The organism is Corynebacterium sp. HMSC04H06 (assembly GCF_001815935.1).
GTDB lineage: Bacteria > Actinomycetota > Actinomycetes > Mycobacteriales > Mycobacteriaceae > Corynebacterium.
Genome location: NZ_KV823416.1, coordinates 1 through 17304, shown reverse-complemented (window position 1 = coordinate 17304; position 17304 = coordinate 1). Strand labels below are relative to the sequence as shown.

The window sequence follows — 17304 nt, the reverse complement described above, 5'->3', positions numbered from 1 at the left end:
TTAGCGGTAGTAGTTATTTATCCTGCGGGCCGGCGTAGCGGACCATGTCGTCCCATTCGACGATCTTGACGCGCTCGCGCTCTTGGGGCTCGCCGGCGGCGCGCTCAGCAGCGTCCAGGCGGTGCCAGCCTTCCCAGGTGGTCACGGCGATATCGCGGCTGGCCAGCAGGTCCAAGATGTCCTGCGGGTCGCGCTTGGTGGCCTCGGTGAGCTCGCCGGCCAGGTGGTCGGCCAGCAGCATGGAGGTGGTGTCCTTCGCGTCGGACTTGGTGTTGCCAATAAGGCCGACCGGGCCGCGCTTGATCCAGCCCGTGGTGTACAGGCCCGGGATCTTCTCCCCGCCGTTGTCACGCAGCACGTGGCCGCCGTCGTTCGGGATGACGGCCTTCTCCTCGTCGTAGGGCACGCCCTCGACGTCCTGCGGGTGGTAGCCCACGGCGGAGTAGACCGCCTGGACCGGCCACTCGGTGAACTTGCCGGTGCCGTTGACCTGCCCGGTGCCGTCGAGCTCAGTGCGCTCGGTCTTCAGGCCGGTGACCTTGCCGTCCTTGCCCAGGATCTCTACCGGGGCCTCGAAGAAGTGGATGTAGAGCTTGTGCGGCGCGCCCTTGGTCTCGCGCATGGCGTAGCCCTCCAGGGTCTGGCAGACCAAGTCGGTGGACTTGGTGGCGCGGCGGGCCTCCTCGGAGGCGGCGTCGTAGTCGATGTCCTCCGGATCGACGATGACCTCGATAGTCGGGGACTCGTCCAGTTCCTTGAGCTCCTTCGGGGTGTACTTCGCCTGGGCCGGGCCGCGGCGGCCGAAGACGTGAATCTCCTTGGCGCGGTTGGTCTTCAGGGTCTGGTAAACGTTGTCCGGGATCTCCGTAACCAGCAGCTCATCGGCGGTCTTGGCCAGGATGCGGGAAACATCCAGGGAGACGTTGCCCACGCCGATGACGGCCACGGACTCGGCGGAGAGATCCCAGTCGCGCTTGAAGTTCGGGTTGCCGTCGTAGAAGCCCACGAACTCGCCGGCGCCGTGGACGTCCTCGAGGTCCTCACCCGGGATGTTGACTAGGCGGTCGGCGGTGGCGCCGGTGGCGAAGATGACGGCGTCGTAGTAGTCCTGCAGCTCCTCGACGGTGACGTCGCGGCCGATCTCAATATTGCCCAGGAAGCGAATGTCTTCCTTTTCCATGACGTTGTGCAGAGACTGAACAATCCCCTTGATGCGCGGGTGGTCCGGGGCCACGCCGTAACGGATCAGGCCGAAGGGGGCAGGCATCTTCTCAAACAGATCGACCTTGACGTCGACCTCGGATTTAACCAGAAGATCGGATGCGTAAATGCCGGCCGGGCCGGAACCAACGACTGCTACGCGCAGAGGGGAAGTCATAATGTGTCGGTGTCCTCACTGATTCTTGGGAGCGGCTGTTACTTGTCTAATCTGAGCTCATCATACGTTCGGATGTGAGCAACGTACTAGATAGGGTAACAAGCCTGCTCCCCAAATCAGCCTCTGAAGGGCCTATCCGACAATCTTATATTCAGGAGTACCCGGCTTGAGGTACTCGTACTCGAACTTGGAGTTGTCCAAACGTTCGATGAGCTGGTCGAGCTCCTCGGGCTTTTCCAGCACCAAGCCCACCAGCGCGGTGCCCAGCACGCAGTTGTTGCGCTTCTGGTACTTGAACCGGGTGATGTCGTCGCCGGGGTTGAGGATTTCGTCGAGGAAGATGCGCAGCTGGCCAGGGACCTGCGGGAAGCTGATGAGGAAGTAGTGCTTCAGGCCGCGGTGGACCAGGGAGCGCTCCATGATCTCCGTGTAGCGGATGACGTCGTTGTTGCCGCCGGAGATGACGCAGACGACGGTCGAGCCCGGAGCTAGGTCCAGCTTGGTCAGACCGGTCACGGACAGCGCGCCGGCCGGCTCGGAGACGATGCCCTCGTTCTGGTAGAGGTTGAGCATCTCGATGCAGACGTCGTCCTCGCTGACCGCGAAGTGCTCCAGCCGGTCCTTGTTGGCCAAGAGGATCTCGTAGGGCAGCGCGCCGATGCGCTTGACAGCCGCGCCGTCCACGAACGGGTCCACGGTCGGCAGCGTCATCGGGCCGTTGTTACGGAAGGCTGCGGCTAACGATGCCGCGCCGGCCGGCTCCACGCCGTAAATCTGGGCCTCCGGGGCCTTCTCCGCGACGTAGCTGGTCAGGCCGGACAGCAGTCCACCGCCGCCGACGGGGGCGATGAGCGCGTGCAGCTCCTTGCCCTCCTCGGCCAGCTGCTCGAGGATCTCCTTGGCCATGGTGCCCTGGCCGACGACGGTGTCGTGGGCGTCGAAGGGCTCGATGAAGGTGGCGCCGCGCTCGGCAGCGTCCTCGTGGGCGGCGGCGGAGGCCTCGTCGAAGGACTCGCCGTTCACGACCAGGTCCACGAAGCGGCCGCCGTGGGCCAGGATGCGGTCGCGCTTCTGGGCCGGGGTGGACACCGGCACGAAGATCTTCCCCTGCACGCCCATGGTCTTGCAGGCATAGGCCACGCCCTGGGCGTGGTTGCCGGCAGACGCGGTGACGATGCCGGCGGCCAGCTCCTCGTCGCTCAGGTTCTTGATGCTGTTGAGTGCGCCGCGGATCTTGTAGGAGCGCACGTCCTGCAGTTCCTCGCACTTGAGGTAGACGTTGCAGTTGGTCAGTTGGGACAGTCGCTCGCTGTAGCGCAGCGGGGTGCGGTTGATTTCATCTTGGATGCGCTCGTGGGCGGCCTCGATTTCGGCGGCGGTGACGAGCGGGGTCTGGACTGTAGTGCTCATGCCTCCGATGGTATAAGGTCTCTGACCTGCGCAAAAGTGCTTTGATTTTGGTCATAGTGGCCGAATTTTCCGTGACGTGCACAATAATCGGGGGCAGGAAGCGGGGGAGGGGTGCCGCAAGGGGCGAACACCGTTTCCGCAGGGGATTTCCAGTAGGTGTTCGGGTTCGGTGCAGACTGGGCGGCCTTTCCAGTGGTTCCTGTTGGCTACTAGGTAAAAACTATGTCAGAACCGAGGATGGCTAATTACTATAGCGGATCCCCGCGAAAAAGTTCTCATTTCAGTGATGTGATAATAATTAATCGTCGAATGTGAGTTTACTCATAGCAAACCGGGGATATTTTCCGCAGGATGGAGTCTGAAGTGATAAATAGTTCTCCATCGGTCCGGTTCTTTCGCGTTGGGCTGCGGGGAACACGTCGAAAGGGTCGAACACACTATGTCCGTCATCCCTCCCGAAGCCGCCGACGCCCGGCGGGCGCCAACCAATCCCGCGCCAGACAGCGCCGACAGTGCAGGTAAGGCCCCTAGCTGGGGCAAAACCGATACCATCTGGACGCTGAGCCTGTTCGGCACCGCCATCGGTGCCGGCGTCATGTTCCTGCCCATCAACGCGGGCATCGGCGGCATCATTCCGCTGATCGTCATGACCATCATCGCCTTCCCCATGACCTTCTGGGCCCACCGCGCGATGACCCGCTTGGTTTTGTCCGGCTCCGATCCGAAGTCCCACCTGACCGACGTCATGGAGGAGCACTTCGGAGCCAACGCCGGCGTCGTGATGACCGTCCTCTACTTCGTGGCGGTCTACCCGCTGGTGCTGGTCTACGCGGTAACGCTGACCAACACCCTGGAGTCCTTCCTTATCCACCAGCTGCACGTCGAGCCTTGGCCGCGCTGGATACTGGCCACCCTGCTGATCGGCGGACTCATCTTCGTGGTGAAGATGGGCCAGGAAATCGTGGTCAAGGTGATGTCCGCGCTGGCCTTCCCCTTCATCGCCGTGCTGATTTTCCTAGCGCTCTACCTCATTCCGCGCTGGAACACTGCCTTCTTCTCGACCTTGGACCTGGATGTCGCGCGGGAAGCTTCCGGTAACGGGCTGGCTACGACCTTGATGCTGCTGGTGCCAGTGATGGTCTTTTCCTTTAACCACTCGCCGATCATCTCCTCCTTCGCCTCCGAGAAGCGCCAGGAATACGGCGACAAGTGGGCCGATAAGAAGACCGGCCAGGTCCTGGCCGCAGCCGAAGGCCTCATGGTCATCGTCGTGATGTTTTTCGTATTCTCCTGCGCGCTGTCCCTGTCCCCGGAGAACCTGGCCGAGGCCAAGGAACAAAACATCACCATCCTGTCCTACCTGGCCAACCACTTCGATGCCCCGTTCCTGCAATGGGTAGCGCCCATCGTGGCCCTGGTGGCCATCTGCAAGTCCTTCCTGGGCCACTATCTAGGTGCGGCCGAGTCCGTCGAGGGACTGGTGGTCACCGGCAACCACGTGGCCGGCAACACCAAGTTCACCCACAACCGCGCGCTGGAGACCGGTTCCCTGATCTTCATCCTGGTGACCTGCATCCTGGTCGCCTGGGCTGACCCGTCCATCCTGGGCATGATTGAGACCCTGTGTGGTCCGGCCATCGCGGTCCTGCTCTTCCTGATTCCGATGTGGGCTATCCACAAGGTGGACGCGCTCAAGCGCTTCCGCGGCAAGCCGTCCAACTGGTTCGTCACCTTCATCGGCCTGGTGGCCGTGGCAACCATCTTCTTCTCCATCTTCCACTCCCTGTAAGCGCTTTCCCGCCGGCCTAGACTCGAGGTCGGCGGTTTTCGCCTGCCGAGAACCCCACACTTCTTAAAATTCTCGTCGAAAGGAAAACCATGAACCGACCAGCCAAGCTCGTTATCACCGGAGCGGGCCACGTAGGTTCCTACGTGCTGGCAGAGGCGGTACATTCCGGCTTGTTCGCCGACATCGTGGTCATCGATAGCGACCCCGACATCGCCTACGGCGAGGCCCTCGACCAACACCACCTGACCGGCGTGCCCGGTTGCTTCGTGCCCCGCGTGCGCGGCGGCGACTACTCCGAGTGCGCGGACGCCGACGTCGTGATTTCGGCCGCTGGCCCGTCGATGATCGTCGACCCCGAAAACCCGGACGCCAACCCGGACCGGGCCGCGCTCGCGCCCGTCAACGGCGATATCACCCGCGAGATCATGCGCGAGGTGTGCGCTAACGTGGCCGACAAAGAGGCCGGCCCCGTGCTCATCTTCATTACCAACCCGGCCGATACCATCGTCTGGATCGCCCAGAACGAATTCGACTACCCGGAGCATAAGATCTTCGCCACCGGCACCATGCTGGACTCGTCCCGCCTGCGCCGCCTGGTCGCCGACGATCTGGCCATTAGCCCCGATTCCGTCGACGGCTACATGATGGGCGAGCACGGCATGGCCGCCTTCCCGGTCCTGTCCCACCTGTCCGTGGCGGGCATTCCGGCCGCCCGGCTCGGCGAGTACTTCCCCGGCGCCCAGCTCGACCCGGAGGATCTGGCCGAGCGCGTCGTCGAAGCCGCCTACCAGGTCTTCCACTCCAAGGGCTGGACCAACGCCGGCGTCGCTGCCTCGGCCATGCGTCTGGCGCGCGCGGTCCTGCTCGACGAGCGCGCCATCTTCCCGGTCTCGACCACGCTGCACGGCGAATACGGCTACGACGGCGACGTCGCGGTCTCCCTGCCATGTTTGATCGGGCGTTCGGGGGTCCTTCGGCGCGTCCCGGTGGACTTGGATGCCTGGGAAACCAAGGCCCTAGAAAAGTCCGTAGCTGCGGTTAAGTGCGCGATCGAGGATTCTGCCCAAAACTTATAGTCATGAGTGACCTGTTTTACATCTACGCGAATCGGAAAAAATGGGCATTCTGAAGTAGGGTAGAAGAGGTCACTAAACAAATTACTGAGTGATATACAGCACTTCTGCTGTGGATATTACCCCGTGACAGCGAATGAAAGGTTCGTCGCATGTCTAATGCTCGTTCTGTCCTTGTCAGTGTCGTTGGTCGTGATTTTGCCGACCTCAACCTTGCGGAAACTGCCCACCAGCTAGATGCGCAGTTGCGCACTCTGGATGAGCTCAACCCGAAGCTCGCCGACGTCGTCGCTGCGGAACTTACCGCCGACGGCCCCGTAGTTATTCAGGGCACCGGTGACACCCACTTCGACTCCGTAGCTGCCGCCGCCGTCGGCGTGCCGCTGCTGTTCGTAGCCGAGCAGGAAAAGGGCGCGGCCGAACTCGCGGTCCGCCACGCCAAGGACGTGCAGGCGACCGTCGCCGGCGTTGTCACCCCGGACCGGCTCCAGGACGGCGAGGCGCTGGCCCGCCAGATTAACCTCAACGTTGAGCCGGTCATGTCCGCCCCCGTCTTCGAGCAGCAGCTGCTGGGCCAGGCCAAGGCCGCCGGCGCCCACGTCGTGCTACCGGAGGGCGACGACGACCGCATCCTGCTGGCGGCTGGCCAGCTGCTGGAGAAGGGCATCGTCAAGCTCACCATCTTGGGCAACCCGGACTCCATTGCCACCCGCGCCGGTGAGCTGGGCGTGGATCTGACCGATGCCACCATCATCGATCACCTGACCTCCCCGCTGGCCGAGGAATTCGCTGCTGACTTCGCCGAGCTGCGCAAGAAGAAGGGCGTCACCCTCGAGCAGGCCCGCGAGACCATGCAGGACATCTCCTACTTCGCCACCATGATGGTCCACAAGGGCCTGGCCGACGGCATGGTCTCCGGCGCGGCGCACACCACCGCCCACACCATCAAGCCTTCCTTCCAGATCATCAAGACCACCCCGGAGGCCTCCGTGGTCTCTTCCATCTTCCTGATGGTCATGCGCGGCCGCCTGTGGGCCTTCGGCGACTGCGCGGTCAACCCGAACCCGACCGCCGAGCAGCTCGGCGAGATCGCCGCCGTCTCCGCGAAGACCGCAGCCCAGTTCGGTATCGACCCGCGCGTGGCCGTCCTGTCCTACTCCACCGGCACCTCCGGCTCCGGCCCGGACGTGGACCGCGCCGTGGCCGCCGTGGAGGCCGCCCGCCAGATCAACGGCGACCTCAAGGTCGACGGCCCGCTGCAATTCGACGCCGCCTGCGACCCGGGCGTGGCCAAGAAGAAGATGCCCGACTCCGAGGTCGCCGGCCAGGCCAACGTCTTCATCTTCCCGGACCTGGAAGCCGGCAACATCGGCTACAAGACCGCGCAGCGCACCGGCGGTGCCCTGGCCGTGGGCCCGATCCTGCAGGGGCTAAACAAGCCGGTCAACGATCTGTCCCGAGGCGCTACCGTCCCCGATATTGTCAACACCGTCGCTATTACCGCTATCCAGGCAGGAGGCAACGCCTAAATGGCCTACGTTCTTGTACTTAACTCCGGCTCTTCCTCCATCAAGTTCCAGGTGGTGAACCCGGAGAACGAAGCCACCGACGCTCCGCTGGTCACCGGCCTGGTCGAGCAGATCGGTGAGCCGAACGGTGCCATCAACGTCACCGTCAACGGCGAGAAGATCCGCGAAGAGCTGGAAATCCCCGACCATACCGCGGGCCTGAAGCGCGCCTTCGAAATCATGGAGGACAACCAGGTCGGCCCCACCCAGCTGGAGCTCATCGCCGTCGGCCACCGTGTCGTCCACGGCGGCCGCCTGTTCAGCGAACCGCAGCTGCTGGACGAGCAGATCGAGTCCATGATCGAGGATCTCATCCCGCTGGCCCCGCTGCACAACCCGGCCAACCTGGACGGCATCCGCGTCGCGCGCGCCATCCTGCCGGACCTGCCGCACGTCGCCGTCTTCGACACCGCCTTCTTCAATCGCATGGCCCCGGCCGCCGCGCTGTACGCCATCAACAAGGAAATCGCGACGAAGTACGACATCCGCCGCTACGGCTTCCACGGCACCTCCCACGAGTTCGTCTCGCAGCAGGTCCCGAAGCTGCTGGGCCGCGACCCGGGGCATACCCACCAGATCACGCTGCACCTGGGCAACGGTGCTTCCGCCGCCGCTATTTCCAACGGCCGCGCCATCGACACCTCGATGGGCCTTACTCCGCTGGCCGGCCTGGCAATGGGTACCCGCTCCGGCGACATCGACCCGGGCATCATCTTCCACCTGTCCCGCCAGGCGGGCATGTCCATCGATGAGATCGACAAACTGCTCAACAAGCAGTCTGGTGTGAAGGGTATTTCCGGCGTCAACGACTTCCGCGTGCTGCGCGAGCGGATTGAGAATGAGGACTCCGACGCCTGGCTGGCGTACAACATCTACATCCACCAGCTGCGCCGCTTCATTGGTTCCTACATGATTGCGCTCGGCCGCGTCGACGCCATCACCTTTACCGCCGGCGTCGGTGAGAACGACACCGAGGTCCGCCAGGACTCCCTGTACAACCTGGACATGTACGGCATCCACTTCGATAAGGAAGCCAACCTGGTCCGTTCCAAGGAGCCGCGCATGATTTCCACCGCGGACTCCCCGGTCAAGGTCTTCGTGGTCCCGACCAATGAGGAGCTGGCCATCGCGCAAAAGTCCGCCGAGATCGCCGCCATGGCCCGCGAGGCCGGCCTGTACTAGCACCTTGTGCTGCCGCGCGCCACTTGAGCGCGCCCGAGACTGTGGATAACTAGGGCCCGCGCCCAGTTATCCACAGTTTTGCTGTATCTGGGCCGGGGTGGCCTAGACCGGGGCTTGCGCTTCCGGCCAGGATGGCGGTATGAAACTGACTAAGACCCGTACCGCTAATGCCGACTGCACCCGCCTGGCGCCGCAAGTAACTGTCGACGCGCAGGCTTATACCTCCTTACCCGTCCATGAGCAGACTCGGCTGCGCTGCCTGGCCGCCGCGCTCAGCGCCCACCGCGCGGTGCTGGCGGCCTGCTCGGCCGCCCGCGTCCACCGGCTGTGGGTGCTCAGCGCCCGCGGGGAGGAGGACATAGAACTCGCCCTCGCCGGCGGCACCGCCCCGCCCAACGCGCAGGTACCGCCCGGGTGGCGCTACCACAAGATGAAGCTGCCGCCGGGCGATATCGTCTCGGTTTCTGTTTCGGTTTCTGTTTCGGCTTCTGCTGAGGAAGGCGCCCCGAGCGTCAGAGCCACGAGCCCGGCCCGCACCGTGGTGGACCTAGCCCGCCTGCACGGCTTCGTGCGCGGGCTGGTGGCCGCCGACAGCTACCTGGCCCGCGGTTATGAGCGCGCCGCGCTGGAGGCCGTGGCCCGCCGGCTCAGGGGCACGCGGGGGATTGGCCAGGCCCGCCAGGTCATTGAGGCCGCGATTGGCGTCTCGGAGTCGCCGTACGAGTCGCTTGCCCGCGGCCTACTCATCCACAGCGGGTTGGCGCAGCGCCACCGCGTCGAGCCGCAGGCCCGGATCGGGGCCTTCCGTGTGGACCTGCTCATCGACGGTTGGCTGGCTCTCGAGGTGGACGGCGCTTCCAAATACGACGGGCAGACCTACGGCCGCGCGGTCGAGGACGTCATTCGCTCCGAGCGCGACCGCGAGGTCTACCTGCAAAACCAGGGCTTCGTGGTTCGCCGGGTGACACCCCGCCAGCTCTTCAGCGGCTACGCCGAGTTTATGGAGATGCTGACCACCACGTTGCGGCGGGCGAGGAGGTAGGGCGGGCTTGGAAATTATCGACCTTTGCGCAGAAGCCGATATTTCCGGCGCTTAAAACCGCTGGTCACGGCTATTCGTGCGTCGGACGCGAGGTGGTTGGGCGGCAGAAGTCGATATTTCCGCCCGGGTTCAAGGGGGAACCGGTGGAAAATATCACCCTCTGCGCAAAGGTCGATGATTTCCCCGTCCCCGCCCCGGCCCCAAAGGAACCTAAAACGTCGTCACCGGCCGGACCTGGTTCGCCAGGTCGACCAGCGCGTAGCGGTGTCGGGAAAAGGGGGCCTGGCGGGCGAGCGCGCGGAGCGTGTCGGCGAGCCCGTAGCGCAGTCCGCGCTGGGTGAAGGCGTACTCGAACAGGTCGTTCGGGCTGGCGGCGTGCGTGAGCTGGTGATCGCGCAGGAACGTCAGCCCGGCGGAGAGCACGGCGACCTTGATCTGCAAAAAGCGCGGCTCGTTCGTGGGGATCTCCTCCAGGCGGCGGGCCGCGCGGCGCACGCGAGGCTCGGTCAGGGAGTGGGAGATGAGCTGCAGCACCGTGGTCAGCCGCGCCATGCGCTGGTGACGGGAGGCGTTCGGCACGCGGTCGAGGGTGTTGACAGCCATTTCCACCTGGTGCTCGGCGCGCAGTTGGCGGGCCAGGCCGAAGGCGGAGGAGACGGTGGTCGGGTTGGTGGCCCAGACCAGGCCGTAGAGGCGCATGGAGTTAAACCGCAGCACGCCGGGGTCTTGGGTGACGTGTTCCCAGAGCTCGGGCTGGCCGGCGAAGTCCTCGTCGGGCAGGTCGCCCAGGCTGAGGTCTTGGACCGCACAGGCGCGGGCGACCTTCGGCATGAGCAGGCAGGAGTCGTCGTAGCCCAGCTGCTGGAGGAGTAGCTCGTTGATGGCGGCCAGCGCCAGCTTCGGCGCGGCCTCGCCGGGCAGGAGGCTGAGCACGGTGGAAAAGTGCTTTTGCGCCTCGGCGTAGTCGTCCAGCAGCAGCGCGGTCACGCCGGAGTACCACTCGAAGCGCCAGTCGCCGCCCAGGCGCTGCTCCAGCGAGGACAGCCAGCTGCGGGCCTGGCCCGTGTAACCGAGATCGATCATGGAGCGCACCACGCCCAGGGGGATTTCGGCGGACTGCTCGTATTCGTCGGTCTGCATCGCCTGGCGGAGGGTCTCCAGGGCCTCCTGCGGCTCCGTATAGGACGCGCCCTGCAGCAGCGCGGCGCCGACGTCGCTGCGGTCCAGCAGCGGGGTCGGGAGGGCGGAGACTACCTCGGGGGCGGTGGTCCGCACGGTGCGGTCGATTCCGTCGATGAGCTGGTCCGTGCGGAAGACCAGGTGCTTGGTGCCGAAAGTGGTACGCTGCGGCGAAAACAGCGAGTGTTGGGAGGGGTGCTGGACACCGTCGCGGACGGCGATGACCTCGCGCAGCACGCCGTAGAGCTGCGTGCGCAGCTCGCCTAAGTTGCGGAAGCGCTTGTCCGGGTCGCGTTCGGTGGCCCGCAGCAGCAGCCGGTAGAAGGACAGGTGGCGGCGGAACTGCGGCTCCTTCACCGGGCTCGGCAGCCCGGGCAGGTAGATGCCGTCCTCGCTGGGAAGGTCGATGGTCAGCGCCGCCAGGGTGCGGCCGATGGTGTAGATATCGCTGGCTACCGATGGCCCCTGGGTGGACACCTCGGGGGCCTGGAAGCCCTGCGTGCCGTAGATGAAGCCGTAGGCACCGATCCCGGAGACCGCGCCCAGGTCGATGAGCTTGACCTGGTCCTCGGTGACGATGATGTTGTCGGGCTTCAAGTCGTTGTAGACCACCCCGCGCGAGTGCAGGTAGTCCAGGGCCGGCAAAAGCTCCAGGATATAGGCGATGGCGATGTCGATGGGCAGCACCTTGCCCGGCTGCGCGTTGCGGCGGCTGCGCAGGGAGGGGCCGCCCACGTATTCCATCACGATGAAGCCGCCGGGCACGCGGGCGTCGTCGATGAAGTTGAAAATCTTCACGATGCCCGGGTGCGTGATGTCCGCCAGGAACTCGCGCTCAGCGGCCGCGGCGGCGGTCTCGTCCGCGGACTTGTGGGCCTGCATGCCCTTGAGTACGACCACGCGGCCGGAGACGAAGTGGTCGTTGGCCAGGTAGATCCAGCCCATGCCGCCGTGGGCGATGACGCCCAAGATCTCGTACTGGCTGGCCACCATGTCGCCGGGGTTTAGCTGCGGGCGAGGGATCTTCTTGCGCTTGACCACCTCATCCACGTCGAGCAACGCCTGGCGCGGGTGGCTGGGGGAGACGAAGGGCAGGTGGACCATGCCGTCGGCGACCTCGCGGTCGCGGCGGCGGGTCGCGCGCCTAGAGCGGAAGGTGTCGAGCGCCTTCTGGCGGGAGCGCTGCGAGGTATCCGCCACCTGCTGTGCGTCGCGCGCTTTCTTGTCGCGCAGGTTGCCCAGGTCCTTGATCAACGCGGCGATGTTGTCGGAGTCCGCGGCGAATTCGTCGTCCTCGTCGTCGTCCGCGAAGGGGTCGAAGGCCACGGCGGCGGTGCCGGTCTCACCTTCGTCGCCGTCGGCGAAAGGATCGAAGGGCACGGCCGCGGTGGCGGCGTCCATGTCAGACTCTGGGCCCCGGGCCATATGATCGGAGCGATCAGTCATTGCGTGCCTCCTCGGAATCGTCATCGGTGTCTTCGCTGCGGTAATCCAGAGCCGGCGGGCTGGCGGGAGCCAGGTAGGGGCCGAACCACTCGTCGTAGAGGCGCGCCCAGGTGCCGTCGCGGCGCAGCCGCTCCAGGGTGGAGTTGACCTGCCGGACCAGCGGACGGGTGTCCGCGCCCGGGCGGGATTTCTTGATCCCTACGCCGTAGGACTCGGTCGACATGGGCTCGCCGACGATCTCGGTGTAGGAGTCCTGATCCACCATGCCGGACAGCAGCGTGTCGTCGGTGATGACGGCGTCGGCCTGGCTCAGCTGCAGGGCCATCAGGCAGTCGCCCCAGGAACGCGTGACCAGCAGTTGGGCCTCAGGCAGATGGAGGCGGGCCTGGTTGAGCGAGGTCGAGCCGGCGGTGGCGCAGACCCGCTTGTCGGCGGTGGACTCGAGCGAGTCGATGCCGCTGGACTTCAGCGCCAGCAGGCGCGTGGAGGTGTCGAGGTAGGGCGTGGAAAACTCCACCTGCTCTTGGCGGTCCTCGTTGATGGTCATGGTGCGGACCACCATGTCGACTTCGCCGGACTCCAGCGCGTCCACGCGCTCGGCGGAGGAGAGGAAGCGGAAATCCACCTTGAACGGATCGTCGAAGATGTCGCGGGCGATCTCGTGGGCCAGGTCGACCTCGAAGCCGCTCATCTGCCCGGTGGTGGTGTCGCGGTAGCTAAGCAGGTTGTGCGACTGGTCCACGCCGACAATCACCCGGCCGCGCTTGACAATGTCGGGCACCCGCTCCTTGGCGTCCTTGTCGTCGGGGCGCCAGGAACCCGCGGGGTTGCCGCGGGAGTCCGCGTCGGCGGCTTCGGCATGGGCGGGCTCGTAGTAGGCGCCGGCGGGCAGCGGGGGGCCGGCCTTCTCCCGCTGTGTGTGGTCGGGGAGGATGCGGTCGATCTCGTTGGTCGGGGCGAGCTCGGCCGAGTGGCTCACGCAGCCGGCCAGCAGCAGCGGGAGGCTGAGGAGCGCGGGCAGGGCTTTCTTGTGCTTTAGCATTAGAGGTACTCCTGCACTCGGGGGCGGATGCCCAGCCAGACCGAAATCACCGCGGCCACGGTCAGCAACATGACCGCGCTGGAGACCAACGTCATGGCGGTCAGGCCCTCCTGGATGTGCAGGCGCATGGCGCGCCGGGCGTCGGCGATGAGCTGGTCCAGGGTGCTGTCGAGATCGTTGAAGGAGCTGGCCGCGCTGGTGGGCGAGGTCTCCCCGGGCAGCGTGTCGCCCGGGTTGGGGTCGGTGGCCAAGAAGATGGCGTCGTCGTAGCGGCCCTCGCTGAGCGCGTTGAGCAGCGCCTCATGGGACTGGGTCCAGCGCTCCAGCGAGTGCTGGGCGCCGCGGATGAGGTCGTCGCGGTCGAGCTCGGACTCGGTGGTGATTGACTCGGAGGCCGCGTAGTCCTCCAGCGCGCGGGAGATGGATTCGGTGGTCTCGTCAAAGGTCACGGCGGTCTCCTGCTCCGACTGGCGGTTGACCAGGGCTAGAGTCTCCGAGGTACGGGCCTGCTGCGCGGCGATGCGCGAATTCGTCAGCGCGTCCCACGGGCGGGAGGCGTCCTCGAAGCCCTGCATGCCGGCGGACCAGGTCGCCAGGTTGGACAGGGCCACCCACAGCACCGCCAGGGTGAGCAGGCCGGTGGCGGTGACAAAGCCGCGGTTGAAGCGGCGCCGGGTTAGCCGCCACAGCCACCACTGTGCCAGCACCAGGAAGATGACGGCGGCCACCAGTCCGGATAGCGGCACCCACTGGGGGCGGGTGAGCTCGCGGCGCTCGTCGGAGACCTTCTGGCTGGTCAGCTGGAAAAGCTCGTCGGCGGCGGGCAGGATCTCCTCGCGCATCAGCGTCGAGGCGTTGGACATATAGGCGCTGGCCACGGCGTTGCCGGCGCGGTGGTTGGCGCGGGCGGTTTCCACCATGGAGGTATAGACCGGCAGCTCGCGCTGGATGAAGCCGACCAGGTCCCGGATTCGCTGGTCGTCGTCGGAGGTGCCCAGGATGGACTCGGTGGCGGCTACCGATGCCCGGTCGATCGCGTCGTTGTACTTCTGCCGGTTCACGCCGGACTCGACGCCGGCCTGGACGAAGCCGGTGGTGGCGACGGTATCCGCCAGGGAGAGGGAGGTGTAGAGGTTGTGGGCCGAGTTCGACATCGGCTCCGTGGTGGACAGCAGGGTATCTAGGTTGTCCTGCCGGGCGGCCGAGGAATTGGACATGGAGATGCCGGCCGCGGCGATGGCCAGGGTCAGAATCACCGTGACGGTGAAGAGCTTGCCGGGAGTGGTCTCCAGGAAGGACCAGATGCGGCGGGCCAGGCGCGCGGGCCCGGCGAAGGTGGACATCGCCAGGTGGGTGGCTGGGTTGAAGGCAGGGTCTGCTGGGGCCGTGAGGTCGTCGAGCCAGTGGTCGCCCCCGGCGAACTGGGAGTCGTGCTCGGTGGGCTGGGTCGACTTAGGTTTCCTGCGGCGTGGCCGCATCAAGCTGGGTGCCCCGGAACCGGTCATTCATCTAGAATAGCTTTTCTGCTGTGTGCTACGCCACCTGTCCGCGGGGTTTTGTCAAAAGTTATAGCATGGAGGGTGATGAATGTGGCAGGCAAACCCGAAAGCGGTGACGGCTGGGCAGCTGGCCCAGGCGGCAAACCGGCCTGGGGACTCTACGGCGCGGCCGGCCTGTTCCTGGTGGCCGAGGGCCCGCGGGTCCTGCTCCAGCACCGCGCGCAGTGGACCCACCAGGGCGGCACCTGGGGGATTCCCGGCGGCGCTCGGGACTTGCACGAAACCGCCAGCCAGGCAGCGGTGCGCGAGGCGGTCGAGGAATGCACCATCGACCCGGGGGACATAGAAATTATTGATGAGATTGTTACCGCCGGTCCCTACCCGGCCAACCCCGCGCGCCCAGAGCTGCCCGGCGGCTGGACCTATACCTCGGTCCTGGCCCGGACCAAGACCGGAAATCTGCTGGACACCGTGCCTAATGAGGAATCGCAGGAGCTGCGCTGGGTGCCGCTCGGTGAGGTCGAACAGCTGCCGCTGCTGTCCGCCTTCCGCTCCGCTTACGCGGATTTGTGCCGCGCGGCGCGTGCCTTGGGCAGGTAAAACCGCCCGAATTGTGGCACGCTAGTGGGCATGATTGAAGTGAACGGGCTGACTAAGCAGTATAAGTCGGTCCGCGCCGTCGATAACTTAAGTTTTACGGTCAACCCCGGAATGGTGACCGGCTTCTTGGGACCCAACGGTGCGGGCAAATCCACCACCATGCGCATGATCTTGGGCTTGGATAAGCCGACGGCGGGCACGGCCCGCATCGGCGGCAAGAGCTACCGAGAGATGAAGAACCCGCTGCGGGAGGTCGGCGCGCTGCTGGATGCGAAGGCCGTGCACCCGAACCGCTCGGCGGCCAATCACCTGAAGTGGATGGCGCAGTCCAACGGCATCCCCACCCGCCGCGTGGACGAGGTGCTGGGCCTGGTGGGCCTGTCGGACGTGGCCGGCAAGAAGGCCGGCGGCTTCTCGCTGGGCATGGGGCAGCGCCTGGGGCTGGCCAGCGCCCTGTTGGGCAACCCGGGCGTGTTGATCCTGGACGAGCCAGTCAACGGCCTGGACCCGGAGGGCATCCGCTGGGTGCGCGACTTGCTCCAGGCGCTCGCCCGGGAAGGCCGCACCATCCTGGTGTCCTCGCACCTTTTGTCGGAGATGTCCATGACCGCCGACCACCTGGTGGTTATCGGCCGCGGCCAGCTGGTGGCCAACCAGTCCACCTACGACTTCATCAAGGAGCACGCCGCCTCGCAGGTTATCGTCCGCTCCGAGTACCTGGACGCGTTCACCAACGCGCTGGAGGAGGAGAACATCACCTACCAGCACAGCCAGGACCAGGAGGGTCGGCCCACGCTGGTTATCCCGGAGCAGGCCACGGACCTTATCGGGCAGCTGGCGTACTCGGTGGGCGTGCCGCTGAACGAGCTCACGCTGCACCGCGCCTCGCTGGAGGACGCTTTCATGGAAATGACCGGCCACGCGGTCCAATACCACGGCCAGATTGAGGGGGCTGACGATGCTCGTTAATACTTTGCGCGCAGAGTGGACCAAGCTGATTACCACGCGGTCGTTCTGGCTCACCAGCGCCGTGTTCTTCCTGCTGACCTGGGGCTGGAGCGCCCTGAACGCGTCTGTTACCCGGCAGACGCCGGAGGCCGCCATGTTCCTGACCCCGGAGTCCTCGGCCACCGCCGTCTGGATGCTGGGCCTGCCGGTGCTGATGATCCAGTCCATCATGATCATCACCACCGAATACCGCTACAACATCCAGACCAACGTCTACATGGCCAACCCGAACCGCCCGATGGTGGCGGTGGTCAAGCTGGTCATGTACGCGGTAATTTCCGCTCTTTTGGTATTCATCGCGCTGGTGGGCGTCTACCTGCTCACCCAGGCCATTGCCGGCGAGGTCGCCCCGGATTATGACCCGTGGAACAGTGAGAGCGCCCGGCGCTTCCTGTGGGTCTACCCGCTGGTGATGGCGGCGATGGTGCTGTTTTCCCAGGGCATGGGCCTGTTGCTGCGGCAGACTGCCGGCACCGTGGCCATCTGCTTGATCCTGAACCTGGGCATCGACCAGTTCATCGGGCGACTGCCGAAGATTGGTGAGCACATCGCCCCGTTCATGCCGTTTACGGCCTTGCAGAACTGGATCTTTGAGACCGTGCCGGAAAAGGCGGTGTGGGACGCCAACTGGATGAACCTGGTTATCTTCCTGCTGTGGGCCGGTGGCCTGTGGCTGCTGGGCGTTTTCCTGCTGCAAAAGCGCGACGCCTAAGGCCCGCACGGTTTAGTCTAGGAAACCGTGCCCTATTCACTTCTTCTGTCCCTGGCGCTGCTGTCGGCCACTGCCGCCTTCGCCACGGACGTGTACCTGCCGGTCATGTCCGCCATCGCGGCGGAGTTCGGGGTGGCGGATGCGTGGGTCCAGCTCACGCTGACCGCGTTCTTCGTCGGCCTGGCGGCGGGCCAGCTGTTTATCGGCCCGCTTTCCGATGCCCTCGGGCGCAAGACCCTGCTCCTGCTCGGCGCGGTGGGGGCGGTGGCCGCGTCGGTGCTGGCGGCGCTGGCGCCCAACATCGGCGTGCTGGTCGCGGCCCGCTTCCTGCAGGGCCTAGGCGGCGGGGCCTGCGTGGTGCTCTCCCGGGCCGCGG

The 17304-nt window shown here is 65.5% G+C and carries 14 protein-coding genes; 9 read left to right on the top strand and 5 right to left on the bottom strand.

The window, feature by feature from the left end; all coding sequences use genetic code 11:
- Positions 1-13: 13 nt before the first annotated feature.
- Positions 14-1378 carry an FAD-dependent oxidoreductase gene (locus HMPREF3067_RS03685; RefSeq protein ID WP_070768385.1) on the bottom strand — a complete coding sequence of 455 codons (1365 nt, stop codon included), beginning with the start codon at positions 1376-1378 and terminating at the stop codon, positions 14-16.
- 132 nt (positions 1379-1510) lie between these two features.
- Positions 1511-2788 carry a threonine ammonia-lyase IlvA gene (gene ilvA / locus HMPREF3067_RS03680; protein ID WP_070768384.1) on the bottom strand — a complete coding sequence of 426 codons (1278 nt, stop codon included), beginning with the start codon at positions 2786-2788 and terminating at the stop codon, positions 1511-1513.
- A gap of 439 nt (positions 2789-3227) precedes the next feature.
- Between ilvA and HMPREF3067_RS03675 the strand changes: the two genes are divergently transcribed.
- The 5 genes from HMPREF3067_RS03675 to HMPREF3067_RS03655 all read left to right on the top strand — a co-directional run bounded on the left by HMPREF3067_RS03675 (position 3228) and on the right by HMPREF3067_RS03655 (position 9442).
- On the top strand, positions 3228-4577 hold the full coding sequence (locus HMPREF3067_RS03675) for an SLC5/6 family protein (RefSeq protein WP_070768383.1): 1350 nt from the start codon (positions 3228-3230) through the stop codon (positions 4575-4577).
- An 89-nt stretch (positions 4578-4666) separates the two neighbouring features.
- Complete coding sequence (locus HMPREF3067_RS03670; protein WP_070768382.1) at positions 4667-5653, top strand: lactate/malate family dehydrogenase; 987 nt, start codon at positions 4667-4669, stop codon at positions 5651-5653.
- 149 nt (positions 5654-5802) lie between these two features.
- Positions 5803-7179, top strand: coding sequence for a phosphate acetyltransferase (pta, locus tag HMPREF3067_RS03665; RefSeq protein WP_070768381.1), 1377 nt, complete (start codon positions 5803-5805; stop codon positions 7177-7179).
- The gene (locus HMPREF3067_RS03660; RefSeq protein ID WP_070768380.1) at positions 7180-8400 is read left to right on the top strand and encodes an acetate kinase; all 1221 of its coding nucleotides are present in this window, start codon (positions 7180-7182) and stop codon (positions 8398-8400) included.
- A gap of 139 nt (positions 8401-8539) precedes the next feature.
- Positions 8540-9442, top strand: coding sequence for a hypothetical protein (locus tag HMPREF3067_RS03655; RefSeq protein WP_070768379.1), 903 nt, complete (start codon positions 8540-8542; stop codon positions 9440-9442).
- A gap of 210 nt (positions 9443-9652) precedes the next feature.
- Here the strand turns inward: HMPREF3067_RS03655 and HMPREF3067_RS03650 are convergent, their stop codons facing one another.
- The 3 genes from HMPREF3067_RS03650 to HMPREF3067_RS03640 are packed head-to-tail and all read right to left on the bottom strand — an operon-like array spanning position 9653 to position 14587.
- Positions 9653-12067 (bottom strand): serine/threonine protein kinase, encoded by a 2415-nt coding sequence (locus tag HMPREF3067_RS03650; RefSeq protein WP_246819226.1) that lies wholly within the window; start codon positions 12065-12067, stop codon positions 9653-9655.
- Positions 12060-13109, bottom strand: coding sequence for a glutamate ABC transporter substrate-binding protein (locus HMPREF3067_RS03645; protein WP_070768377.1), 1050 nt, complete (start codon positions 13107-13109; stop codon positions 12060-12062). The genes HMPREF3067_RS03650 and HMPREF3067_RS03645 overlap by 8 nt, the downstream gene beginning before the upstream one ends.
- Entirely contained in the window at positions 13109-14587 is a 1479-nt protein-coding gene (locus HMPREF3067_RS03640; RefSeq protein WP_070768427.1) for a hypothetical protein, read from the bottom strand. The genes HMPREF3067_RS03645 and HMPREF3067_RS03640 overlap by 1 nt, the downstream gene beginning before the upstream one ends.
- 105 nt (positions 14588-14692) lie before the next feature.
- Between HMPREF3067_RS03640 and HMPREF3067_RS03635 the strand changes: the two genes are divergently transcribed.
- From HMPREF3067_RS03635 to HMPREF3067_RS03620, 4 genes are all read left to right on the top strand, one after another.
- A complete protein-coding gene (locus tag HMPREF3067_RS03635) occupies positions 14693-15208 on the top strand; it encodes an NUDIX domain-containing protein (RefSeq protein WP_070768376.1) in 516 nt (171 codons plus the stop codon).
- A 30-nt stretch (positions 15209-15238) separates the two neighbouring features.
- Complete coding sequence (locus HMPREF3067_RS03630) at positions 15239-16177, top strand: ABC transporter ATP-binding protein (protein ID WP_070768375.1); 939 nt, start codon at positions 15239-15241, stop codon at positions 16175-16177.
- Positions 16167-16928, top strand: a complete 762-nt coding sequence (locus HMPREF3067_RS03625; RefSeq protein ID WP_070768374.1) for an ABC transporter permease — start codon at positions 16167-16169, stop codon at positions 16926-16928. Before HMPREF3067_RS03630 ends, HMPREF3067_RS03625 begins: the two co-directional genes overlap by 11 nt.
- Positions 16929-16955: 27 nt before the next feature.
- Positions 16956-17304, top strand: a 349-nt coding sequence (locus HMPREF3067_RS03620) for an MFS transporter (protein WP_141759316.1), incomplete at its 3' end; no start/stop codon positions are given.